Source organism: Streptomyces sp. NPDC033180, assembly GCF_055577645.1.
The window spans coordinates 176,380-199,883 of sequence record NZ_JBVIPU010000009.1 but is presented as its reverse complement, the minus strand read 5'-3'; the positions used below and the strand labels follow the sequence as shown (position 1 = coordinate 199,883).

21 protein-coding genes are annotated in these 23,504 nt (G+C 70.1%); 14 read left to right on the top strand and 7 right to left on the bottom strand.

Going from position 1 to position 23,504, the window contains the following annotated elements:
* Positions 1-311: 311 nt before the first annotated feature.
* The 3 genes from ACZ5WE_RS24420 to ACZ5WE_RS24410 are packed head-to-tail and all read left to right on the top strand — an operon-like array spanning position 312 to position 4,026.
* Positions 312-1,124, top strand: a complete 813-nt coding sequence (locus ACZ5WE_RS24420; protein WP_467692165.1) for an SAM-dependent methyltransferase — start codon at positions 312-314, stop codon at positions 1,122-1,124.
* Positions 1,121-3,256, top strand: coding sequence for a putative bifunctional diguanylate cyclase/phosphodiesterase (locus ACZ5WE_RS24415; protein WP_467692163.1), 2,136 nt, complete (start codon positions 1,121-1,123; stop codon positions 3,254-3,256). The genes ACZ5WE_RS24420 and ACZ5WE_RS24415 overlap by 4 nt, the downstream gene beginning before the upstream one ends.
* A gap of 11 nt (positions 3,257-3,267) precedes the next feature.
* A complete protein-coding gene (locus ACZ5WE_RS24410) occupies positions 3,268-4,026 on the top strand; it encodes a VOC family protein (protein ID WP_467692162.1) in 759 nt (252 codons plus the stop codon).
* A gap of 216 nt (positions 4,027-4,242) precedes the next feature.
* On the opposite strand, the gene ACZ5WE_RS24405 is transcribed toward ACZ5WE_RS24410, so the two are convergent.
* Positions 4,243-5,121, bottom strand: a complete 879-nt coding sequence (locus tag ACZ5WE_RS24405; protein WP_467692161.1) for a LysR family transcriptional regulator — start codon at positions 5,119-5,121, stop codon at positions 4,243-4,245.
* A gap of 135 nt (positions 5,122-5,256) precedes the next feature.
* Here ACZ5WE_RS24405 and ACZ5WE_RS24400 point away from each other — a divergent pair, with 135 nt between their 5' ends.
* The 4 genes from ACZ5WE_RS24400 to ACZ5WE_RS24385 all read left to right on the top strand — a co-directional run bounded on the left by ACZ5WE_RS24400 (position 5,257) and on the right by ACZ5WE_RS24385 (position 10,263).
* A complete protein-coding gene (locus ACZ5WE_RS24400) occupies positions 5,257-5,928 on the top strand; it encodes a succinate dehydrogenase (RefSeq protein ID WP_467692344.1) in 672 nt (223 codons plus the stop codon).
* A gap of 3 nt (positions 5,929-5,931) precedes the next feature.
* On the top strand, positions 5,932-7,920 hold the full coding sequence (locus tag ACZ5WE_RS24395) for a fumarate reductase/succinate dehydrogenase flavoprotein subunit (protein ID WP_467692159.1): 1,989 nt from the start codon (positions 5,932-5,934) through the stop codon (positions 7,918-7,920).
* Positions 7,917-8,663, top strand: a complete 747-nt coding sequence (locus tag ACZ5WE_RS24390; protein WP_467692157.1) for a succinate dehydrogenase/fumarate reductase iron-sulfur subunit — start codon at positions 7,917-7,919, stop codon at positions 8,661-8,663. The genes ACZ5WE_RS24395 and ACZ5WE_RS24390 overlap by 4 nt, the downstream gene beginning before the upstream one ends.
* An 88-nt stretch (positions 8,664-8,751) precedes the next feature.
* Entirely contained in the window at positions 8,752-10,263 is a 1,512-nt protein-coding gene (locus ACZ5WE_RS24385) for an acyl-CoA synthetase (RefSeq protein WP_467692156.1), read from the top strand.
* A 19-nt stretch (positions 10,264-10,282) separates the two neighbouring features.
* Here ACZ5WE_RS24385 and ACZ5WE_RS24380 read toward each other — a convergent pair whose 3' ends face one another.
* Complete coding sequence (locus ACZ5WE_RS24380; RefSeq protein ID WP_467692154.1) at positions 10,283-11,182, bottom strand: LysR substrate-binding domain-containing protein; 900 nt, start codon at positions 11,180-11,182, stop codon at positions 10,283-10,285.
* A gap of 140 nt (positions 11,183-11,322) precedes the next feature.
* Between ACZ5WE_RS24380 and ACZ5WE_RS24375 the strand changes: the two genes are divergently transcribed.
* Positions 11,323-12,333 (top strand): aldo/keto reductase, encoded by a 1,011-nt coding sequence (locus ACZ5WE_RS24375; protein ID WP_467692152.1) that lies wholly within the window; start codon positions 11,323-11,325, stop codon positions 12,331-12,333.
* Positions 12,334-12,382: 49 nt separating this feature from the next.
* Positions 12,383-12,799 (top strand): SRPBCC family protein, encoded by a 417-nt coding sequence (locus ACZ5WE_RS24370; RefSeq protein WP_467692150.1) that lies wholly within the window; start codon positions 12,383-12,385, stop codon positions 12,797-12,799.
* A gap of 15 nt (positions 12,800-12,814) precedes the next feature.
* On the opposite strand, the gene ACZ5WE_RS24365 is transcribed toward ACZ5WE_RS24370, so the two are convergent.
* Entirely contained in the window at positions 12,815-13,246 is a 432-nt protein-coding gene (locus ACZ5WE_RS24365) for a Rid family hydrolase (RefSeq protein WP_467692148.1), read from the bottom strand.
* Positions 13,247-13,357: 111 nt separating this feature from the next.
* On the opposite strand from ACZ5WE_RS24365, the gene ACZ5WE_RS24360 reads away from it, so the two are divergent.
* From ACZ5WE_RS24360 to ACZ5WE_RS24350, 3 genes are all read left to right on the top strand, one after another.
* Complete coding sequence (locus ACZ5WE_RS24360; protein WP_467692146.1) at positions 13,358-14,257, top strand: GlxA family transcriptional regulator; 900 nt, start codon at positions 13,358-13,360, stop codon at positions 14,255-14,257.
* 91 nt (positions 14,258-14,348) lie between these two features.
* Positions 14,349-15,143 carry an SDR family NAD(P)-dependent oxidoreductase gene (locus ACZ5WE_RS24355; protein ID WP_467692144.1) on the top strand — a complete coding sequence of 265 codons (795 nt, stop codon included), beginning with the start codon at positions 14,349-14,351 and terminating at the stop codon, positions 15,141-15,143.
* Between the two features lie 2 nt (positions 15,144-15,145).
* Positions 15,146-16,666: an FGGY-family carbohydrate kinase gene (locus ACZ5WE_RS24350; protein WP_467692142.1), complete on the top strand. Its 1,521-nt coding sequence runs from the start codon at positions 15,146-15,148 to the stop codon at positions 16,664-16,666.
* A 10-nt stretch (positions 16,667-16,676) separates the two neighbouring features.
* Here ACZ5WE_RS24350 and ACZ5WE_RS24345 read toward each other — a convergent pair whose 3' ends face one another.
* The 3 genes from ACZ5WE_RS24345 to ACZ5WE_RS24335 form a co-directional block, all read right to left on the bottom strand.
* The gene (locus ACZ5WE_RS24345; RefSeq protein ID WP_467692140.1) at positions 16,677-17,555 is read right to left on the bottom strand and encodes a glycoside hydrolase family 16 protein; all 879 of its coding nucleotides are present in this window, start codon (positions 17,553-17,555) and stop codon (positions 16,677-16,679) included.
* A 202-nt stretch (positions 17,556-17,757) separates the two neighbouring features.
* Positions 17,758-20,103 (bottom strand): ATP-binding cassette domain-containing protein, encoded by a 2,346-nt coding sequence (locus ACZ5WE_RS24340; protein WP_467692138.1) that lies wholly within the window; start codon positions 20,101-20,103, stop codon positions 17,758-17,760.
* Positions 20,104-20,142: 39 nt separating this feature from the next.
* The gene (locus tag ACZ5WE_RS24335; protein ID WP_467692136.1) at positions 20,143-21,156 is read right to left on the bottom strand and encodes an LLM class flavin-dependent oxidoreductase; all 1,014 of its coding nucleotides are present in this window, start codon (positions 21,154-21,156) and stop codon (positions 20,143-20,145) included.
* Positions 21,157-21,241: 85 nt separating this feature from the next.
* On the opposite strand from ACZ5WE_RS24335, the gene ACZ5WE_RS24330 reads away from it, so the two are divergent.
* Entirely contained in the window at positions 21,242-21,730 is a 489-nt protein-coding gene (locus tag ACZ5WE_RS24330) for a phosphatase domain-containing protein (protein WP_467692134.1), read from the top strand.
* A gap of 28 nt (positions 21,731-21,758) precedes the next feature.
* Here the strand turns inward: ACZ5WE_RS24330 and ACZ5WE_RS24325 are convergent, their stop codons facing one another.
* Positions 21,759-21,980 carry a dodecin gene (locus ACZ5WE_RS24325; RefSeq protein ID WP_467692132.1) on the bottom strand — a complete coding sequence of 74 codons (222 nt, stop codon included), beginning with the start codon at positions 21,978-21,980 and terminating at the stop codon, positions 21,759-21,761.
* A gap of 245 nt (positions 21,981-22,225) precedes the next feature.
* Between ACZ5WE_RS24325 and ACZ5WE_RS24320 the strand changes: the two genes are divergently transcribed.
* On the top strand, positions 22,226-23,503 hold the full coding sequence (locus ACZ5WE_RS24320) for an extracellular solute-binding protein (RefSeq protein ID WP_467692131.1): 1,278 nt from the start codon (positions 22,226-22,228) through the stop codon (positions 23,501-23,503).
* Position 23,504: the final 1 nt, after the last annotated feature.

Sequence of the window (23,504 nt, the reverse complement as noted above, 5' to 3'; positions counted from 1 at the left end):
AGCAGACGTACGGGAAATAGACGTACAGGAAATAGAGGTACAGAAGCAGCCGGCGCCGCAGGGCAAGTGCGAAGAAGAACTCAGCCATGAAGGGGGGCAGTCAGAAGTACCTCGCGTACGGTCTACCGGTCCGTTCCTTTCTCCCCTCCCGGGGAAGGAACGGACCGGTTCTTTGGGTTGATATTCGGCACTTGCCACAGGCAGTGACCGAGAACGGACGGCCAATTTCCGTTTTGACTCGCTCCTTTGGCGGACGATCAGTAGCCTCGCCTTCGAACACCGGCTCGTCTCGCCTACGTCTTGGAGTCCTGATGGAGCGTCCCGCCTGGGCCCCGCAGGGCATCGACATCACGATGCCCAGCGTGTCCCGCATCTACGACTACTACCTGGGCGGTTCGCACAACTTCGAGGTCGACCGGGACGCAGCCCGCCGGGCCATGGAGTTCATGCCGGGGCTGCCCAAGATCATGCAGGCGAATCGTGCCTTCATGCGCCGAGCGGTGCGTTTCGCCGTCGACGAGGGCATCACCCAGTTCCTCGACATCGGTTCGGGCATCCCCACCTTCGGCAACGTCCACGAGGTCGCGCGGCGGGCGGACCCCGAGAGCCGCGTGGTGTACGTCGACCACGACGCGGTGGCCGTCGCACACAGCAGGGCTGTGCTCGACGGCGACGAGAAGGCAGCCGTCGTCGCCGCGGATCTGCGCAAACCGCAGGACATTCTGGGCAGTTCGGAGGTCGATGAGCTGCTCGACCTGGACCGCCCGGTGGCCCTTCTTCTCGTCGCCGTCCTGCATTTCGTGGAGGACGCGTACGATCCCTGTACAGCGGTCGCCGAACTGCGGGATGCACTCGCGCCCGGCAGCCTGATCGCCGTCACGCACGCCTCGTACGAAGGGATGCCGATCCCCGCCGAGCAGGCCGGTCAGGCCGTCGGCGTCTACAAGGACATCCGCAATCCACTGATCATGCGCTCGCGCGAAGAGATCGCGCGGTTCTTCGAGGGATACGACATGGTGGAACCCGGCCTCGTGCCGATGCCGCGCTGGCGGCCCGACACCGCGCCCGAGGAGGAGGATCCGTACGCCTTCTCCGGGTTCGCCGGCGTGGGGCGCAAGGCATGAGCGGGGAACCGGACGGCCCCGAGGACAGAGTGCGCAGGTTCGCCACCATCTGGAGCCGTGCCATCTTCCCGGTGACGGCGACCTCGCTGACCCGTCCCGAGTTCGAGCAGCAACTGGTGCCGCTGGCGCGGAGGTTGCGCGCCGCGCTGCACGAGCGGATCTTCGAATCGGCCGAGGGCCAGGCGATCGGCGCCGCGCTGGTCGGCACGCACTGCACCGATCCCGAGGCGCTGAGCCGCACGCTCGACTGCGTGGACGCCTACCTCGTCCTGTACTGCGGCGACGACGGGCCCCAGGAGGAGCTGAGGGCCCGCTCCGCGCGCCTGCAGCACGCCGTGGCCGCGGGCTTCGCGGCAGCCCTTCGCGAGCGGACCCTCGTCGAGCAGGAGGCGATATCCCGGGCCGCCCTGGACGCGCGCAGCGCCGTCGCCGAAGCCCTGCACGCGAGCGAGGCACGCTTCCGTGCCGTCTTCCACGGCGCGGCGATCGGCATCGGCATAGCCGACCTCACGGGCACGGTCCTCGAGGTGAACGACGCCCTGATCCGTATGTTCGGCGGCCTGGAGAACCAGCTGCGCGGGCGCAACGTCGCGGAGTGGACGCACCCCGACGACTCGCCCCACGTCTGGAAGCTCTACGACGAGCTGGTGCGCGGCGAGCGCGAGCACTACCGCGTGGAGAAGGCCTTCTACCGGCCCGACGGTACCGTCCTGTGGACCAACCTGACCGTCTCGCTGCTGCGTGACGCGGACGGAGTGCCGCAGTACCAGCTGGCGTTGATGGAGGACACCACCGAGCGCCGGCTGCTGAACCTGCGCCTTCGCTACGAGGCCACGCACGACGCGCTCACCGGACTGCCGAACCGGACCCTGTTCTTCGAGCGCCTGGAGAAGGCCCTCGCGGCGGGCGACGGCGCACGGTTCGGGCTCTGCTATCTCGACCTCGACGGCTTCAAGACCGTCAACGACAGCCTCGGCCACGCGGCGGGCGACCGGCTCCTCGTCGAGGTCGCCGACCGGCTGCAGTCCTGCGCCACGGCACCCGGCGAGATGGTCGCGCGGCTCGGCGGCGACGAGTTCGTGGCGCTGACCACCGGCCGTGACACCGAGGTCGAGGTGGACGAACTCGCGGGCCGCATCATGCACGCGCTCTCCACGCCCATCCGCGTCGAGGGGCGCGAGCTGACCGTGCGCGGCAGCATCGGCATAGTCGAAGGCCCGGCCGGGGAGCGCGGCGCGGCGGAGGTGCTGCGCAGCGCGGACATCACGATGTACCGCGCGAAGTCCGCGGGCGGCAACCGCTTCGAGCTCGCCGACCCCGAGGCGGACGCCCGCGCCATCACACGGCACGGTCTGACCACCGCGCTGCCCGCGGCTTTGGAGCGGGGCGAGTTCTTCATCGAGTACCAGCCCCTGGTGCACCTGGGCGACGGCAGCGTGCGCGGGGCCGAGGCGCTGGTGCGGTGGCTGCATCCGCAGCACGGCATCATCGGCCCGGACCGCTTCATTCCGCTCGCCGAGCACACCGGTCTGATCGTTCCGCTCGGCCGCTGGGTCCTGGAGGAATCGGTCCGCCAGGCCCGCACGTGGAAGGCGCGGCACAAGGACGCGGGACCGCTGCGGGTGAACGTGAACCTCTCGCCCATGCAGCTGAACCACCCCGGCCTGGTCTCGGACACGGTGGAGATCCTGGAGCGCTCCGGGCTCGAACCGGGCGCCCTGTGCCTGGAGGTCACCGAGTCCGCGCTGATCGGCGCCGACGACGACCTGCTCAAGCCGCTGCGGCGGCTGGCCGAGATGGGCGTGGACATCGCGCTCGACGACTTCGGCACGGGCTACTCGAACCTCGCCAATCTGCGCCGCCTGCCGGTGAGCATCCTCAAGCTCGACCGCTCCTTCACCCAGGGCATGCAGCACTTCCCGGCCGACCCCGTCGACCTGAAGATCGTCGAGGGGATCGTCGCACTGGCCCACAGCCTGAACCTCGCGGTCACGGTGGAGGGCGTCGAGACGGGCGCGCAGGCGGATCAGCTGCGAGAGTTGGGATGCGACACGGCGCAGGGCTGGTACTACGCGCGGCCCGGCCCGCCTGACCAGCTGCACGAGCTTGCGCTGGCGGACGCGACGAGCTGAGGAGTACGAGAGTGTCCGACGGAGTGATCCAGTGGGTGTACGCCTTCGTGGACCGGCCCAAGGACCGGTTCGCGAAGGCCCATGACTTCTGGGCGGCGGTCACCGGGACGCGACTCTCCGCGTTCCGCGGCGACGACGACCAGTTCGTGACGCTCCTTCCCGACGGGGCCCACGCCGTCCTGAAGGCGCAGGCGGTCGAAGGCTCCGGCGGCGCTCACCTCGACTTCGCCGTGGAGGACGTGCCGGCCAAGGCGCGCGAGGCCCGCGCACTCGGAGCCGTCCCGGTCCTTACGGGGGAGGGCCTTGAGGTCCTGCGCTCTCCGGGCGGCCAGCTGTTCTGCGTGGTGGAGTGGGAGGGCGAGAAGCTCCGCCCCGAACCGCTCGCCCTGCCGGACGGCACCACGAGCCGCCTCGACCAGATCTGCCTCGACGTGCCGCCGGCGGTGTTCGAGGCGGAGAAGGCGTTCTGGCCCGCCTTCACGGGGTGGTCCGACCGCCCGGGTTCGCGCCCCGAGTTCCACCTCGTGGAGCCCGATCCGCGTCTGCCGATGCGGATCCTGCTCCAACGTCTCGACGAGGACGGGCCGGCGGGAGCGCACCCGGACTTCTCCTGCTCCGACCTCGACGCGGATCGCGTCCGGCACGAAGCGCTCGGCGCCGAGGCGGTGTGGCGCGGGCCGCACTGGATCGTGATGCGGGACCCGGCGGGGGGCACGTACTGCTTGACGATCAGGAATCCCGAGACGGGCGGCTTGCCCGACGCGCGCTGACCCCGCTTCAACCTGCGGGCCGGTGGGGGCCGGCCGCGCAGTTCCCCGCGCCCCCGGCGGGGCGCTCAAGGTGCCCGTCTGGGGCTTCCTGATCGTGCCGGGCCCCCGCGGGGTCCGCCCTCCTCAAGGGGCGCGGGGCTGTGACATATGCGGCTCCGCCGCGCGGGCGTGCCCAGCCCCCACCGGGCCCGCGGTCTCGACACGGCACCGGAGCGCCTACCGCTCCAGGAGCATCCGCTGCAGCTCCCGCGCAGCCCGTGGCGGAGCCACGTCGCTGCGGTGGGCGAGGGCGATCGTGCGGTGCAGGGTCGGCCGGGCGAGGGGCGTCATCCGCAGGCCGCGGCCCGCGCGTTCGGCCACCATGCGGGGCACTACCGCCACCCCGAGCCCGGCCCGCACGAAGCCGAGCACCGCGTCCATCTCGCCGCCCTCGACCGCGAACTCCGGCTCGAATCCCTCGGCCCGGCAGGCGGCGACCGTCAGCTCCCGCAGGTCGTAGCCGTGCCGGAACATCACGAGCCGTTCCCGCTCCAGATCCGCGACGCGCACCGACCTGCCGCCGAACTTGCGCACGTCCGGCGACGACACCACGACCAGGTCCTCGCGGAGCAGCTCGACGGTGGTCAGGGCGGGGGACGGTGACGGGAGCGGAAGCACCACGATGGCCAAGTCCAGTGCTCCGCGCGCCAGTTCGCGTACGAGGTCGTGGGAGCCGCCCTCCTCCAGGAGGAGCTGGATGCCGGGGTGGCGGTCGTGGAAGGCGCGCAGGACCTCGGGCAGCAGGCCCGTGCAGACGCTGGGCGTCGCCCCCAGGCGGATCCTGCCGCGGCGCAGCTGGGCCAGCTCCTGGACCTCGATCCGGGCGGTGTCGGCGTCCGCGAGGATCCGGCGGGCCAGCGGAAGCAGCGCCTCGCCCGCGTCGGTCAGCGCGATGTTCCCGCGGGCCCTGCTGAAGAGCTCGGCGCCCAGCTCCTTCTCCAGGGCGCGGACCTGCTGGGAGAGCGAGGGCTGGGATACGTGCACCTGCTCGGCGGCCCGAGTGAAATGCCTGGTCTCGGCCACCGCGACGAAGTAGAGGAGTTGCTGGAACTGCATACACGTCAGGATACGGCCGATGATAGCCATTCGCTATCGAGATGAGCTGATCCATCTCTTGGACCGATCGGGACTTTCGGCCTTAGCGTCGGTCCCATGGCTCTGGCAACGCGGACGGACCGAAAACGGTCGTCGATGACGCGCACGATCTGGGACTCGTCCGTCGGCAAGAAGACAGTGATGGCAGTGAGCGGCCTGATCATGCTGCTCTACCTGATCGCCCACATGATCGGGAACCTGAAGATCTTCTTCGGGCCCGAGGAGCTCAACCACTACGCCCACTGGCTGCGCACGGTCGGCGAGCCCTTCATGCACTACGAGTGGACGCTGTGGCTGATCCGCGTCGTCCTCGTCGTCGCCGTGGTCGCGCACGCCGTCTCCGCGTACCAGCTGAGCCGCCGCGACATCAAGGCGCGGCCCACCCGGTACGTGAACAAGAAGGCGGGCAAGAGCTTCGCCACGCGCACCATGCGCTGGGGCGGGATCATCCTCGCCCTGTTCATCGTCTGGCACATCCTGGACCTGACGACCGGCACCGTGCACCCGGGCGGCTACGAGCACCTGCACCCGTACCAGAACATCATCGACACGTTCTCCACGTGGTACGGCAACGTCATCTACATCGTCGCCGTGGTCGCCCTCGGCTTCCACGTCCGCCACGGACTGTGGAGCGCCGCGCAGACCCTCGGCGCGGGCAGGGCGGCCCGCGACCGCGCCCTCAAGATCATCGCCAATGGCCTCGCGCTGGTCCTGACGGCGGGCTTCGTCGTCGTACCCGTGGCCGTCATGACCGGAGTGGTGAGCTAGCAGATGAGTTCCTCCCGTGAGCACACCTCCAGCGCGTACTCCTCCCGCGAGTACGCCGACTACGCGACCGGGGAGCCGGTCGTCGACACCAAGGCTCCGGCCGGTCCCGTCGCCGAGCGCTGGGACACCCGCCGCTTCGAGGCCAAGCTGGTCAACCCCGCCAACCGCCGCAAGCACACCGTGATCGTCGTCGGCACCGGCCTCGCGGGCGGCTCAGCGGGCGCCACGCTCGCCGAACAGGGCTACCACGTGGTGCAGTTCTGCTACCAGGACTCACCGCGCCGCGCCCACTCCATCGCCGCGCAGGGCGGTATCAACGCCGCGAAGAACTACCGCAACGACGGCGACTCCGTCCACCGGCTCTTCTACGACACCGTCAAGGGCGGCGACTTCCGCGCCCGCGAGTCCAACGTCCACCGCCTCGCGCAGATCTCGGTGGAGATCATCGACCAGTGCGTCGCACAGGGCGTGCCCTTCGCCCGCGAGTACGGCGGCCTGCTCGACACCCGCTCCTTCGGCGGCGTTCAGGTCTCCCGGACGTTCTACGCACGCGGCCAGACGGGACAGCAGCTCCTCCTCGGCGCCTACCAGGCACTCAGCCGGCAGATCGCGGCGGGAAACGTGGAGATGCACCCGCGCACCGAGATGCTCGACGTGATCGTGGTCGACGGACGGGCCCGCGGCATCGTCGCCCGCGACCTGATCACCGGCAGGATCGAGACGTACTTCGCCGACGCGGTGGTCCTGGCATCCGGCGGGTACGGCAACGTCTTCTACCTGTCGACGAACGCCATGAACTCCAACGCCACGGCCGTATGGCGTGCGCACCGGCGCGGCGCCTACTTCGCCAACCCCTGCTTCACGCAGATCCACCCGACGTGCATTCCGCGCACCGGCGACCACCAGTCGAAGCTGACGCTGATGAGTGAGTCACTGCGCAACGACGGCCGGATCTGGGTCCCCAAGGCCCAGGGCGACGACCGCCCGCCGAACAAGATCCCCGAGGACGAGCGCGACTACTACCTGGAGCGCATCTACCCCTCCTTCGGCAACCTCGTGCCCCGCGACATCGCCTCGCGCGCCGCGAAGAACGTGTGCGACGAGGGCCGCGGGGTCGGCCCCGGCGGGCAGGGCGTCTATCTCGACTTCGCCGACGCCATCAAGCGCATGGGCCAGAAGGCGGTCGAGGCCAAGTACGGCAACCTCTTCGACATGTACGCGCGGATCACCGACGAGGACCCGTACAGGACGCCGATGCGGATCTACCCCGCCGTGCACTACACGATGGGCGGACTCTGGGTCGACTACGACCTGCAGACCACCGTCCCCGGCCTGTTCGCGGTCGGCGAGGCCAACTTCTCCGACCACGGCGCGAACCGGCTCGGCGCTTCGGCCCTGATGCAGGGCCTCGCCGACGGCTACTTCGTGCTGCCGTCCACGATCAACGACTACCTCGCCCGCAATCCGCACCACGCCGAGGTCGACGCCGATCACCCCGTCGTACGCGAGGTCCTCGACGAGACCGCCGACCGCATCACCCGGCTCCTCGCCGTCGACGGCGACCGCACCCCCGACTCCTTCCACCGTGAACTCGGCGAGGTGATGTGGGAGTTCTGCGGCATGGCCCGTACGGAGACGGGTCTTCGCAAGGCGCTTGAGCGCATTCCGCAGATCCGCGAGGAGTTCTGGCGCCGGATCAAGGTTCCCGGCACCGGCGAGGAGTTCAACCAGTCCCTGGAGAAGGCGAACCGCATCGTCGACTACCTGGAGCTCGCCGAGCTGATGTGCCTCGACGCCCTGCATCGCGCCGAGTCCTGCGGCGGCCACTTCCGCGAGGAGTCGCAGACGCCGGACGGCGAGGCGGCGCGCGTGGACGAGGAGTTCTCCTACGCGGCCGCCTGGGAGTTCACGGCCACGGGTGAGGCTCCCACCCTCCACAAGGAAGACCTCGTCTTCGAGTACGTCCACCCCACTCAGCGGAGCTACGCATGAAGCTCACCCTGCGCGTCTGGCGCCAGCAGAACGCCGACGCCGACGGCGCCATGTCCACCTACGAGGTGGACGGCATCTCGTCCGACATGTCCTTCCTGGAGATGCTGGACACCCTCAACGAAGAGCTCATCGTCAAGGGCGACGACCCCGTCGCCTTCGACCACGACTGCCGCGAGGGCATCTGCGGTGCGTGCTCGCTCGTCATCAACGGCGACGCGCACGGGCCCGAGCGCACCACCACCTGCCAGCTGCACATGCGGTCCTTCAAGGACGGCGACACGATCGACATCGAGCCGTGGCGGGCCGCTGCCTTCCCGGTCGTCAAGGACCTGGTCGTGGACCGGTCGTCCTTCGACCGCATCATCCAGTCCGGCGGCTACATCAGCGCTCCGACCGGTGCCGCCCCCGAGGCGCATGCGGCGCCCGTGCCGAAGCCGGACGCGGACTTCGCCTTCGAGCACGCGGAGTGCATCGGTTGCGGCGCCTGCGTCGCCGCCTGCCCCAACGGCTCGGCCATGCTGTTCACTTCCGCCAAGGTCAACCACCTGGGTGTCCTGCCCCAGGGTGCGCCCGAGCGCGAGACGCGTGTCCTGGACATGGTCGCGCAGATGGACGAGGAGGGCTTCGGCGGCTGTACGTTGACCGGCGAGTGCGCGACCGCCTGCCCCAAGGGCATTCCGCTGCCTTCCATCTCCGCGATGAACAAGGAGTGGCTGCGGGCCACGAGGAAGGTGAGCCGCTAGGCATCGTGTGGGGCTGTGGGGATCTGCGGGTCGTTTGTGGCTTGTCACGCAGTTCCCCGCGCCCTTTCGGGCCGCGTACCGTCGCCGCATGCACCCGGGAGCGTACGACCCCGCCAGGCCGGCCGTCGTCACCGCCGACGGCACGAGGACCCTCACCTACGGACAGCTCGAAGAACGCTCCCTGCGGCTCGCGGATCATCTGCGGGCCGCAGGCTTGCGCAGGGGCGACCACTTCGCCCTGCTCAGCGACAACGACCCGCGCGCCCTGGAGGTCTACTGGGCGGCGCTGCGCTCGGGCCTCTATCTCACGGCCGTCAATCACCACCTCACGACGGACGAGGCCGCGTACATCGTCCGTGACTGCGGCGCGAAGGCGCTGATCATTTCCGGCTCGCTCACCGAATTCGGCGCGGCGGTGACGGAGTTGGCGGGCGGCCCGCCGATCAGGCTCGGCCTGGACGACGGAACGTACGAGAAGGCGCTGGAGTCGGCGTCCGCGCAGCCGCCCGACCACCAGCCGCGCGGCGCCGACATGCTCTACTCCTCCGGCACCACGGGCCGCCCCAAGGGCATCAAGCCCGTGCTGCCCGAGGGGGACGTGCGCGAGGAGCCGAGCACCTACGTGCTGATCTTCCAGGCCATGTACGGCTTCGGCGAGGACACCGTCTACCTCTCGCCCGCCCCGATCTACCACGCGGCGCCGCTGCGCTTCTGCGGAGTCGTCACGGCGCTCGGCGGCACCGTCGTCCTCATGGACACCTTCGACGCGGAAGGCGCCCTGGCGGCCGTCGAACGCCACCGGGTCACGCACAGCCAGTGGGTGCCGACCATGTTCGTACGGATGCTGAAGCTGCCCGCCGAGGTACGCGAGCGCTACGACCTGTCGTCGATGAGGACCGCCATCCACGCCGCCGCGCCCTGCGCCGTCGAGGTCAAGCGGCGGATGCTGGAGTGGTGGGGGCCTGTCCTGTACGAGTACTACTCGTCGACGGAGGGCAACGGCATCACGTTCATCTCGCCCGAGGAATGGCTGCGCAAGCCCGGGTCCGTCGGCAAGGACGGACTCCTCGGCGAGCTGCGGATCTGTGACGACGCGGGCGAGCCGCTGCCGATCGGCGAGACCGGCACCGTCTACTTCGAGCGCGAGGAACTCCCCTTCCGCTACCACGGCGACGAGGACCGCACCCGTGAGGCCCAGCACCCCACACATCCGAACTGGACCACCACCGGGGACATCGGGCACGTCGACGAAGACGGCTATCTCTTCCTCACCGACCGCAAGGCATTCATGATCATCTCGGGTGGTGTGAACGTCTATCCGCAGGAGGCCGAGGACTGCCTCGTGCTGCATCCGGCGGTCGCGGACGTCGCGGTGATCGGGGTGCCGGACCCGGAGATGGGGGAGGCCGTCAAGGCGGTGGTGCGCCCGGCCGACGGTGTGGCCGTGGGGCCCGAACTGGAGCGTGAGCTGGTCGCGTTCGTGCGGGAGCGCATCGCCCACTACAAGGCGCCGCGTTCTGTGGACTTCACTGACTCGCTGCCGCGGACCCCCACCGGGAAGCTGGCCAAGTCCTCGCTGCGAAGGTCGTACTGGGAATGACGCGAAGGGGCGGGTCGTGTCAGTCGATCTCGCCGCTCGCCAGGACCGTCGCGCGGAAGGACGCCACCACCGGCCGCAGATCGATGACGTGCCAAGCCGCCCAGAGGTGAACGGACGCCTTGTGCCAGGGCAGTTCACGTACGGCGACGCCGTCCGTCGTGCCGCGCACCATGCTCCTCTGGATGAGGGCGAGGCCGAGTCCGGAGGCGACGAGGCCGAGCGCGGTGAGCGGCTCGGCGGCGTCCAGGCGGATGTCCGGGGTGAAGCCGGAGGCCACGCACGAGGCGAGGAAGGCGTCGCGCCAGGCCGGGTCCTGCGAGTTCTCGACCGCGATCCACGCCTGGCCGTCCAGGTCGCCCGGCGCCAACTCCGCCTGCGCGGCCAGGGGATGAGCCGCGGGCAGCGCGAGCATCAGCGGGTCTTCGAGGAGGGGCGCCGCCAGGAGGTCCGGATCGTCGCCCGACGGCGGCTCCCGGACTAGGGCGATGTCGAGACTGCGCTGCCGCAGGCCCTCGAACTGTTCCGCCGCGGAGAGACTGTAGAGGGCCACATGGATGCCGGGACGCTCCTCCTGGAGGGTGCGCAGCGCGCCCGGCAGGACGCCGGTGTGCATGGCATCGCCCACGTATCCGATGCACAGGCCGCCCTCCTCGCCGCGGCCCAGCCTGCGGCCGAGATTCTCCAGACGGTCGGCGTGCCGCAGCAGGGCGCGGGCCTCGCTCAGGAAGACCCGGCCGTCGGCGGTGAGACGGATGCGCTGCTGGCTGCGCTCGAACAGGACGAGACCGAGCTGCTTCTCCAGCTGGGCGATCTGGCGGCTGAGCGGGGACTGGGAGATGTGCAGTGCTTCCGCTGCCCTGCCGACGTGTTCCGTCTCGGCGACGGCCACGAAGTAGCGGAGTTGTCGCAGGTCAAGCATGTAAGACCTCGGAGGACTCAAGTGTGTCCAAGCGAGTCTTGGACAGTCTCAAGCATCGATCCTAACCTCGAACTCGCAAGGCCGACGGATAACCCGAACCAGAGGAAACCGTCGGAAACCCACCACCGCGAGGAATCCCCATGAGCATCACCTCCCTCCTCCCCGGAGCGCTCGGCTTCGGCACCGCCCCGCTCGGCAACATGTTCCGCGCCATCCCCGACGAAGAGGCCGCGGCCACCGTCGAGGCCGCCTGGGACCAGGGCATCCGCTACTTCGACACCGCCCCCTTCTACGGCGCGGGCCTCTCCGAGATCCGTCTCGGCGACGTCCTCGCGGGCCACCCCCGCGACGACTACGTCCTGAGCACGAAGGTCGGCCGCGTCATCCTGGACGAGGTAGAGGACCCCGCGGCCCGGGACCTCGGCGAGAAGGGCGGCCTCTTCGAGCACGGCCGCCCGAACAAGATGGTCAACGACTACACGGCCGACGCCACCCTCCGCTCCATCGAGGACAGCCTGAAGCGGCTCAGGACGGACCGGCTCGACATCGTGTGGGTGCACGATGTCGCGCAGGACTTCTACGGCGACGAGTGGCTCGCCGCCTACGAGACAGCCCGCACGGGTGCCTTCCGCACCCTGGACAGGCTGCGCGACGAGGGTGTCATCAAGGCCTGGGGCCTTGGCGTGAACCGCGTGGAGCCGCTCGAACTCACCCTCGACCTGGACGAGCCGAGGCCCGACGCGTTCCTCCTCGCCGGCCGCTACACCCTCCTCGACCACGACCGCGCCCTCCAGCGCCTGCTCCCGGCCGCCGAGGCCCGGAACGTCGACATCGTCGTGGGCGGTCCCTACAGCTCGGGCATTCTGGCGGGCGGACAGCACTTCGAGTACCAGAAGGCGCCCGCGGAGATCATCGCCAAGGTCGAGCGCATCAAGGCGCTCGCCGAGCGGCACGGGGTCGGCATCAAGTCCGCCGCGCTGCAGTTCTCCCTCGCCCACCCGGCGACGGTCGCGGCGATCCCCGGGGCCACCAAGCCGAGTCGCATAGCCGAGGACGTCGCCGCGCTCGGCGAGAGTGTCCCTGCCGGGTTCTGGGGGGACCTGCGTGCGGAGAAGCTGATCGCCGCGGACGCGCCGGTTCCCACGGCCTGACCGCCAACTGCCCCCGCCCACACCCTCGTACCTCTCACAAGGAGAACCCGTGGCTTCCACCTCCGCGTCCATCGAGATCCCCGTACCGGCCGGCCGCGTCTGGCAGCTCATCGGCGGCTTCGACTCGCTGCCCGACTGGCTTCCGTTCATCCCCGCCAGCGAGTCCAGCGAGGGCGGCCGCGTGCGCACTCTCACGAGCGAGGACGGCGGCGTCATCATCGAGCGCCTCCTGACCTTCGACGAGAAGGCGCGCACCTACAGCTACTCGATCCTGAAGGCTCCCTTCCCCGCCACGGATTACGTGGCCACCCTCACCGTGCGAGAGGTGCCCGGACAGGAGGCGTCCCGCGTCGAGTGGTGCGGCGTCTTCACGCCGGTGGGGGTCGGTGAGGACGAGGTCGTCGCCCTCTTCCACGGCATCTTCAGCGACGGCCTCGCCGCCCTGAAGCAGACCCTCGCCGTCTGAGGCAGCGGTCGTCCGTCAGACCCGGGCGATGAGCTTGACCTCGACAAGCAGCTCCGGGAAGGCGAGCCGAGGGGTGCCGATCATGGTGCTCGCCACCTGGGGGTCCGGCCGACCGTAGGCCTCCTTGCGCACCGGTCCCGCCACGGCGTCAGCCGCGTCGACATCGAGTGCGTAGATGACTTCCTCGACGACGTCGTCAAGCGATGCGCCGAAGCGCCGGAGCAGTTCCGCCGCGTTGGCGTAGCACTGGCGCAGCTGATCGCCCATGAGGGAGAAGTCCGTGACCAGTGCGGCATCATTGAGGGGAGCGGGAGCGACGACTTCCGTCCCGCTGTGGGCCACTTGGCCGGAGAGGTAGATGGTGTCGCCGCGTCTGACCGCCTGTACGTACCCGTAGGTCTTTTCCCACGGGACGCCGAAACTCTCGACTTGCTGTGCGCTGCTCATGAGGCCGACGGTATGAGGCAGTTCCGGGGCGGACCAGGCTCGGCTGTGCCACTTACGGCAAGGATCGTGCCAGAGCCGGCATCAGGTCCGCGAAGGTACGAGGGGGCGCAGTTGGGATCCGCGGAAGGCCGGACGGTGGTCGCGATCCTGGTGATGCCGCGTGTGTTCGCGCTCGACGTCAGCATTCCTGAGCATGTCTTCGGGCGGCATCCGGGCTATCGAGTCCTCGTGCGCGCAGATGTGAGCGGCGGGGCGTCGCTCGCCGATGTTGAATCGGCCGACATCGTCGTCGTGCCCGGCTATGAGGAACCGCACGTCCCGGTCCCGGACGCGTACCTGAAGGCACTGCGGATCGCCGTCGAACGGGGTGCCCGTGTCGTGGCCATCTGCACAGGGGTGTTCGCGCTCGCGGCCTGCGGGATTCTGGACGGCAAGTCGGCCACGACGCATTGGCGCCATACCGAAGAACTCCGTCTTGCGTATCCGTTGGTGGACGTCGTCGAGAATCGGGTGTTCACCGAGGACGGGGCCCTTCTCACGTGCGCGGGCGGAGGCGCCGGAATCGACGCGTGCCTCCATGTCGTCGAGAGGGATTTCGGTACGACCGCCTCGGACGGCGTGGCGAAGGACCTCGTCTTCTCCTCCACGCGTGGCGCGAACGAACCGCAGTACAGGGACGTGCCCGCGCCACCGCGCGACAGCCTGCGGGCAACGCGGGAGTGGGTGCTCGACAACCTGGGAGCCGCGATCACCGTGCAGCGGCTTGCCGACCAGAGCCTGCTGTCGCGGCGGACCCTCATCCGTCGTTTCGTGCGCGAGACTGGCCTGCCCCCCATGCAGTGGGTCGCGCTCCAGCGGATTCTCGGTGCGCGCCGGCTCCTTGAGTCGTCCGACTGGTCGGTCGAGAGGATCTCCGGAGCGACGGGATTCGGATCGGCCGCCAATTTCCGGACGATCTTCCGAAGAGAAGTGGGCGTGACCCCGACCGCCTACCGGAAGACGCATGGTTGAGTCCTCCGGAGTGATCTACTGGCCTTGGGGGACAAGGCGGGGGTTCGCGTTCGGGGGGCCACACAGTCGCACCGCAGCAGGAGGTAGCAGCATGCTCGTCGATCTCTCCGGCAAGACCGCCCTCGTCACCGGATCGACCCAGGGAATCGGGGCGGCCATCGCGGTCGGCCTGGCCCGGGCGGGCGCCCGGGTGGCCGTCAACGGACGGTCCGCCGCCTCCGTCGACAAGGCCGTCGAGCGGCTGAAGGAGGAGCACGGCCGTGCCGAACTCCTCCCGGCTCCCGGTGACATCTCCACCGACGAAGGCGCCGCGCAGGTCTTCGCGGCAGTTCCCCGCGTGGACATCCTCATCAACAACCTGGGCATCTTCGGTGCGGAGCCGGCACTCGACATCAGCGACGACGAATGGCGCCGCTACTTCGAGGTCAACGTACTGACCGCCGTCCGCATGATCCGTCACTATCTGCCCGGGATGAAGGAGCGCTCCTGGGGCCGGATCCAGAACATCGCCAGCGACTCGGCGATCGTCATTCCCGCCGAGATGATTCACTACGGCACGTCGAAAACCGCCCTCCTCGCGGTCTCCCGGGGCTTCGCGAAGGAGGCCGCCGGATCGGGCGTGACCGTCAACTCCGTGATCGCGGGCCCCACGCACACCGGCGGCGTGGAGGACTTCGTGTACGAACTGGTCGACTCGGCCCTGCCCTGGGACGAGGCGCAGCGGGAATTCATGGTCAAGCACCGCCCGCAGTCCCTGATCCAGCGGCTCATCGAGCCGGAGGAGATCGCGCACATGGTGGTCTATCTCAGCTCTCCGTTGGCCTCCGCCACGACGGGCGGCGCGATCCGCGTCGACGGCGGCTACGTGGACGCGATCGTGCCGTAGCCATGACCTCCACAGCCATGACCTCGACCACCGTGCCCCGCACCGCCGGCCTCCTGCTCGGCGTGGACATCGGGACGTCCTCCTCCAAGGGCGTCCTCGTCCGCCCCGACGGCACGCTCCTCGCCCAGGCGCAGCGCGAGCACACGACGTCCACACCGCACCCCGGCTGGTTCGAGCACGACGCGGACGGCGTGTGGTGGCCCGAATTCCGGTCGCTGGCACGGGAGTTGCTGGCCGCACTGCCCGTCGGGGAATCGCTCGCCGCGGTCGGGGTCAGCGGCATCGGCCCCTGCCTGCTCCCCGTCGACGAGGAGGGCACGCCGGTCCGCCCTGCCATCCTGTACGGCATCGACACCCGGGCCGGCACCGAGATCGCCGACCAGAACGAGCGCTACGGCCCCGAGGAGATCATCCGCCGCTGCGGCTCGCCCCTGACCAGCCAGGCGATCGGCCCGAAGCTCGCCTGGCTGCGCCGCAACGAACCGGCGGCCTATCGCGCCACCCACCGCTGGTACATGGCGAGTTCGTACCTCGTCCACCGTCTCACCGGCCGGTACGTCCTCGACCACCACTCGGCGAGTCAGTGCACTCCGCTGTACGACCTCGCCGCCCGAGCCTGGATGGATGACCGCTGCGAGGAGATCGCCCCGGGCCTCGAGTGGCCCGAGCTGGTCTGGCCTGCCGACGTCGTCGGCGCCGTGACCCCTGGGGCCGAGGCCCTCACCGGCCTCCCCGCGGGCACCCCCGTCGTCGCGGGCACGGTCGACGCCTGGGCGGAAGCGGCCGGTGTCGGCGTCGCCGCCCCCGGTGACCTCATGCTCATGTACGGCACGACGATGTTCCTGGTAGGCATCCTGCCGGAGCCGCTGACCAGCCCGCACCTGTGGGGCACGGCGGGCGCGTTCCCGGGCACCTACTGCCTTGCCGCCGGAATGGCGACCTCGGGCGCGGTCACCGGCTGGCTGCGTGACCTCACCGGCACCTCGTACGAGCAACTGACCGCGGAAGCAGGCGCGTTGCCGCCCGGGGCCGAGGGGCTGCTGATGCTGCCGTACTTCGCGGGGGAGCGCACCCCGCTCTTCGACCCCGACGCGCGAGGACTCCTCCACGGCCTGACACTGCGGCACGGCCGCGGCCATCTCTACCGGGCCGCCCTGGAGGCCACCGCCTACGGTGTGCGGCACAATCTCGCCGCCATGACCGAGGCGGGCGCCACGGCCGACCGCCTGGTCGCGGTCGGCGGTGGCGCCCGTGTGCTGTGGACCCGGATCGTCTCCGACGTGACGGGACGCGTGCAGCATCTGCCGCGCCACACCATCGGAGCCGCGTACGGCGACGCGTTCCTGGCGGCCGTCGGGGCCGGTCTTGCCGAGCCCGGCGACATCGCGCACTGGAACCCGACGGTCGAGGTGGTCGCGCCGGACGCCACCACCTCGGCCGTCTACGACCGGCTCTACGGGCTCTACCTGGACCTGTATCCGGCGACCCGCGAGGCCGCGCACCAGCTCGCGCGCCTCAACTAGGCTGTGTCGACTAGTTGTTGGTGGTCACGTGGACGTAGTCGACGACGAGCTGCTGCGGGAAGGTCGTGCTGCCGTCCGGGTCGCCGGGCCAGTAGCCACCGACCGCGAGGTTGAGGATCAGGAAGAAGGGCTTGTCGAAGACCCACTGCTTGCCGCCGAGGTCGGCCGGGGTGCGGGTCTGGTAGACGTTGCCGTCCACGGACCACGTGACCTTGTTGGGCGACCAGTCCACCGCGAAGGTGTGGAACTTGTCCGAGAAGGCCTCGCCGCCGGGCAGGGTGTAGCCCGCGCCGATGCCGCCCGAGCCCGAGTAGCCGGGGCCGTGCAGCGTGCCGTGGACGGTGCCGGGTTCGAAGCCGACGTTCTCCATGACGTCGATCTCGCCGCTCTGGGGCCAGCCCACGTTGCCGATGTCGGCGCCGAGCATCCAGAACGCGGGCCACATGCCCTGCCCCTTCGGCACCTTCATCCGGGCCTCGACATGGCCGTACGTCTGGGTGAACTTGCCCGAGGTGTTGAGGCGGGCCGAGGTGTACTCGCAACGGCCGTACCAGCACTGGTAGTTCTCGGGGTTCTCCTTGCGGGCGGTGATGACCAGATTGCCCTGGCCGTCGAGGGCGGCGTTCTTGTTGCCCGAGGTGTAGAACTGCCGCTCGTGGTTGTTGACGTTGTCGCCGGTCTCGATCTGCCACTTGCCGCCGTCCACCGCGGAGCCGGCGGGCCCGTTGAAGTCGTCGGTGAAGGTGGGGGCCGCGGCGGCACCGGCGGTGGAGGTGGGGGAGGGGGCCGCCGAGGCTCCGGAGGGGAGTCCGGTGAGCGCCGTGGCGCAGCAGGCCAGGGCGGCGGTGGTGAGCGCCGCACGGCGGCGCCAAGAGGTGTGCACTGTCATCACATCGCTTCACGTGGGGGTGGCGAGGAAGTGGGGGGGTGCGAGGTACGGGGGGGCATCAGGGCATGCGCGCATCAGGGCATGCGCATGACAACGCGACATCAAGGACTGAACGCGGCGAGCGATCAACCCCGACGCTTTGTTCAGTACTTGATTTAAGGCAGACTCCCGGGCGCCGTCAAGGAGTTGGTGTGTACCAACCTCAGTGAACCCCGCCGTACGCTCGCGCCAGATACGGCGCCGTCCGGCTGCCCTCGGCCTGCGCCACTACTGCCGGCGGCCCCGAAGCGACCACCCGGCCGCCCTCGTCACCGCCGCCCGGACCCAGGTCGATCACCCAGTCCGCGCCGGCCACCACCGCCATGTCGTGCTCGACGACCACCACCGAGTGGCCGGCGTCGACCAGGCCGTGCAACTGGCGCAGCAGGACCTCGACGTCGGCCGGGTGGAGTCCGGTCGTCGGCTCGTCCAGGAGGTAGAGCGTGTGGCCGCGCCGGACCCGCTGCAACTCGCTGGCCAGCTTGATGCGTTGGGCCTCCCCGCCCGACAGCTCCGTCGCGGGCTGCCCGAGGCGCAGATAACCGAGACCCACGTCGAGGAGGGTCCGCAGACTGCGGGCCACCACCGGGGTGTCCGCGAAGAACTCCGCCGCCGCCTCCACCGTCAGGTCGAGCACCTCCGCGATGTTCCGTCCCTGGTACGTCACTTCGAGGGTCTCGGGGTTGTAGCGCGCACCCCCGCAGGCGGGACACGGCGCGTACGTACTGGGCAGGAAGAGCAGCTCCACGCTCACGAACCCCTCGCCCTGGCAGGTCTCGCACCGCCCGCCCGCGACGTTGAACGAGAATCGGCCGACGCCGTACCCCCGCGTGCGTGCCGCGTCCGTGGCCGCGAAGACCTTGCGCACGACGTCGAAGAGGCCGGTGTAGGTGGCCAGATTGGAGCGCGGCGTGCGGCCGATCGGCTTCTGGTCGACGCACACCAGGCGGCCCACGCCCGCCAGCTCCTCGGTGACCTCGCCGATGAGCGTGGACTTGCCCGAGCCGGAGACGCCGGTGACCGCGGTGAAGGCGCCGAGCGGGAACTCGGCCGTCACCTCGCGCAGGTTGTGCCGGCTGACGGGGCCGACCTTCAGCCAGCCGCGCGGGCCGCGCACCTCGCGGGCGGGAGCGGGCTCGCGATCGAAGAGGAAACGGGCCGTCGCGGACTCCGTGACGCCGGCCAGATCCGCCACCGGGCCGCTGTGCAGTACCTGCCCGCCGTGCTCGCCCGCGTCAGGACCCACGTCGACGAGCCAGTCCGCGTGGCGCATGACATCGAGATGGTGCTCCACGACGAAGACCGAGTTGCCCGCGGCCTTGAGCCGGTCCAGGACGGTGAGCAGGGACTCCGTGTCCGCCGGGTGCAGACCCGCCGACGGTTCGTCCAGGACGTACACGACGCCGAAGAGCCCCGAACGCAACTGGGTCGCCAGGCGCAGCCGTTGCAGCTCACCCGTGGAGAGGGTGGGCGTGGCGCGGTCCGGGCTCAGATAGCCGAGGCCCAGCTCGGTGATCGTGGCGATGCGGGCCAGGAGGTCCGCGGTCAGGACACGGGCAGCCTCCGAACCCGCGTCGCTCTCCAGGGACTTGGCAAGATCAGAGAGCGGAAGCGCGGCGAGATCGGCGATCGTGCGGCCCGCGAACGTGACCGCCATCGCCTCCGGGCGCAGCCTGCTGCCGCCGCACGCCGGGCAGTCGGCGCTCGCCAGGAACCGCTCGGCCTTGGCGCGCAGGGTCTGGCTCTTGGAGTCCGAGAAGGTCTTCATCACATAGCGCTGGGCGCTCATGTACGTGCCCTGGTACGGGCGTTGGATGCGGCCCGCGTCCCGCACCGGGTGCACCGTCACCACCGGCTGCTCGTCCGTGAACAGGATCCAGTCCCGGTCGGCCTGCGGCAGCTCGCGCCAGGGCCTGTCGACGTCGTGGCTCAGGGCGTCGAGCACATCGCGGAGGTTCTTGCCCTGCCAGGCACCGGGCCAGGCCGCGATCGCGCCCTCGCGGATGGAGAGGGACGGGTCGGGGACCAGGAGCTCCTCGGTCGTGCGGTGTACGCGGCCGAGGCCATGGCACTCAGGGCAGGCCCCGGCGGCCGTGTTCGGTGAGAAGGCGTCCGAGTCGAGCCGCTCGGCGCCCTTGGGGTAGGTGCCCGCGCGGGAGAACAGCATGCGCAGGGAATTCGAGAGGTTCGTGACCGTGCCCACCGAGGAGCGGGACGTGGGCGCCGAGCGCCGCTGCTGGAGCGAGACGGCAGGGGGCAGGCCGGTGATCTCACCGACCTTGGGCGCCCCCACCTGGTGGATCAGCCGTCGGGCGTACGGGGCGACGGACTCGAAGTAGCGGCGCTGAGCCTCCGCGTAGATGGTCCCGAAGGCGAGGGACGACTTTCCCGAGCCGGATACCCCGGTGAAGACCGCGAGGACGTCACGCGGAACGTCCACGTCGACGTTCCGGAGATTGTGCTCGCGGGCACCCCGGACACGTACGAACGGATCGTGGGGGCTGTGCATGGGGACTCCGTACGCGGCTCGGGGGCAAACCCCACGATTCTAGGTCCCGGCCAGACCCGCGACCCGGGCCAGGCGCCGGAAGGAGTCGAGCAGGCCCTCACGGTCGTACGTACTGGTCGTGACCAGCACTTCCTGTGCGCCGCTCTCCTTGACCAGCGTCTCAAGATCGTCGGCCACCTGCTCCTCCGTGCCGTGGATGTGGCCGACGAGACCGGCTTCGTAGAAACCGCGCTCCTTCTCGGTCATCCGCATCTCCGGTGCCTCGATGCGCTCGGCCGGGGGCAGCGGCGGGAAGGTGCCGTGAGTGCGCGAGTACGCCATCGACCAGGCTTCCGGTATCAGCAGGCGGCGGGCCTCCTCGGGCGTCTCGGCGACGGCGATCGTGCCCGAGACGACGACGTACGGCTCGCTCGACCAGACGGAGGGCCGGAAGGAGGCGCGGTAGTGCTCGATGCCGCGGAGCATCTTCTCGCGGCTTCTGATGTCGCCGATGACCATCGGGAGCCCGGCCCGCGCCGCGATGGTGGCGCCCTCGCCGATGGCCAGGACGAACGGCGGGACGGTCATGCCCTCGGAGGGGCGGGCGTGCGCTCCGGTGTCGGACGTGCCGCGGAACCAGCCGAGGAGCTCGGTGAGCTGCGCCGCGAAGTCGTCGGCGTCGTGCTTGTCCCGGCCAAGGGCCTTGCGCACCCCGTCGGTGAACCCCACTGAGCGGCCGAGCCCCATGTCTATGCGCCCGGGGAAAAGCGCTTCGAGGACGCCGAACTGCTCGGCGACGACGAGGGGTTGATGGTTCGGCAGCATCACGCCGCCCGTGCCGACCCGGATCGTGCGCGTCGCCGCGGCGACGGCGGAGGCCAGGACGGTCGGCGCGGAGCCCGCGACGCCCGGTACCGCGTGGTGCTCCGACACCCAGAGGCGGTGGTATCCGAGCCCTTCGAGCTCCTGGGCGAGGCGCACGGTGTCACGCAGCGCCTCGGGGCCGTCGTGCCCCTCGCGGGTGCGGGAACGGTCGAGGACGGAGTAGCGGGTTGAACCGATCACTGAGGTCACACCGGGTTCAACGCCTGAGCGGCGCCGGGATTCCCGGGGTCGGGGTCGGGGCGGGGCCGACGCGGGGACTGCCTACGCTGGGCGCGTGACGGACGACAGCAGGCCACTTGCCGTATTCGACCTGGACAACACGCTCGCGGACACCGCGCACCGCCAGCGCTTCCTGGAGCGCAAGCCGCGGGACTGGGCGTCCTTCTTCGCGGCGGCCCCGGACGACCCGCCGCTGGAGCGGGGCGTGGCTCTCGCCCTGAAGAGCGCGCGGGAGTGCGAGGTCGTCTACCTCACGGGCAGGCCCGAGCGGTGCCGCGAGGACACCGTGGCGTGGCTGGCGGCGCAGGGGCTTCCGGAGGGGCGCGTCTGGATGCGCCGGAACGACGACCGGCGGCCCGCCCGCCGCACCAAGCTGGAGATCCTGCGGCGGATCTCCGGGTCCCGCGAGGTCCGGATGCTGGTGGACGACGACGAGCTGGTGTGCGACGAGGCCGAGCGGGCGGGCTTCAAGGTCGTACGAGCGCGCTGGGCGAGCACGTCCGCCGCGCTGAAAGACGCTCAGGAGCGCGAGGGGCGGACGTGACCGCTCGGTGGTGGGCTCGGTGGCGGGGTCAGGCGCTGTCGCCGTCCTCAAGGCGGAACCCGACCTTCAGGCCCACCTGGTAGTGCTCGATCTCGCCGTTCTCGATGTGGCCGCGCACCTGGGTCACTTCGAACCAGTCCAGCGAACGCAGCGTCTGCGAGGCGCGGGTGATGCCGTTGCGGATGGCCTGGTCGACTCCTTCGTGCGAGGTGCCGACGATCTCGGTGACCCGATAGGTGTGGTCGGACATGAGGGTGTTCCTCTCCGCCGTGTGGTGACCGCACAGCTGTGGGGTGACGTCACTCCACCGTGCCCCACCACGCGGCCGTGCGCGAGGTGGTGAGCGAGGGGCGCACCGAAATCTCCGAGTCCGGTGCCGTTCCCCCTTGACCGACCCATTGGTACAGACCAAAATCCAGCCGTACCCGTTCGAGCCGCCAGCTCACCCCCCGCGTCGGGCCGACCTTCCCTGTCCGCAGGCAGAAAGTGACCCACGTGAAACCGCACCGCCGCGCCGCCGTGTCCGTGTCCCTCGTCCTCGCCGCCACCGCGCTGCTCCCCGGATGCGGCGTCCTGCCGGGCGGGGGTCAGGACAAGCGGACGGTCACTGTGTGGCTCATGCGAGGCAGCGCGTCGGCGGATTTCATCAAGCGGTTCACCACGGACTTCGAGCAGCGGAACGGCGCCATCGATCTGGAGATACGCCTCCAGGAGTGGACCGGCATCGGCGGCAAGGTCAAGGCCGGGCTCAAGGCCGATGACGGGCCCGACGTCATCGAGGTCGGCAACACCCAGGTCGCTCAGTACGTCGACGAGGGCGGGCTCTACGACCTCACCCTGGAGTCCGCACGCGACCTCGGCATGAAGGACTGGCTGCCGGGCCTCGCCGAGCCGGGGCGCTACAACGGCAGCCAATACGGCATCCCCTGGTACGCCGCCAACCGCGTCGTCATCTACAACAAGGACCTTTTCGCACAGGCCGGAATCGAGCGGCCGCCCAGGACGCGCGAGCAGTGGATCGCCGCTACGCGACGGCTCAACTCCGGCGGCAGCCAGGGGATCTACCTGGCAGGGCAGGACTGGTACACCCTGGCCGGCTTCATCTGGGACGAGGGCGGCGATCTTGCCACGGAGGACAAGGGGTCGCGAGGCGTGTGGGAGGGCAGCCTGCACACTCCCGCGGCGCTGCGGGGCATGGAGTTCTACCGTCAGCTGCAGGCCCTGGGCGAGGGCCCTCGCGACGCGGACGAGGAGCATCCGCCGCAGGCAGGGATATTCGCCAAGGGGGACGTGGCGCAGATCGTCGCCGTGCCCGGCACGGCGCGGGCCATCGAGGAGGCGAATCCCGAACTGAAGGGAAAACTCGGCTACTTCCCCGTCCCGGGCAAGACGGCGGCGAAGCCGGGCGCCGTCTTCACCGGCGGCTCCGACCTCGTGGTGCGCGGGAAGACGGACGACCGCGCGGGCGCGGTCGCCGTGATCGAGGCGCTGGCAGGCAAGAAGTGGCAGACGGACCTCGCCCGGACCATGAACTACGTGCCGAACAAGACGACCCTCGCCTCCGCCGTCTCGGGCGAGGAAGGCGTCGCCGCGATGGCCGCGGGCGCCGCGCGGGGCCGGGCGACACCGGCCTCGCCGAAGTGGGCGGCGGTGGAGGCGGACAACCCCATCAAGGCGTACATGTCCAAGGTGCTCACCGGGGGTGACCCGGCGACGGAGGCGAAGGCGGCCTCGCGCCGGATCACCCGGGAACTGGACGTCAGCGGGCCGTGAG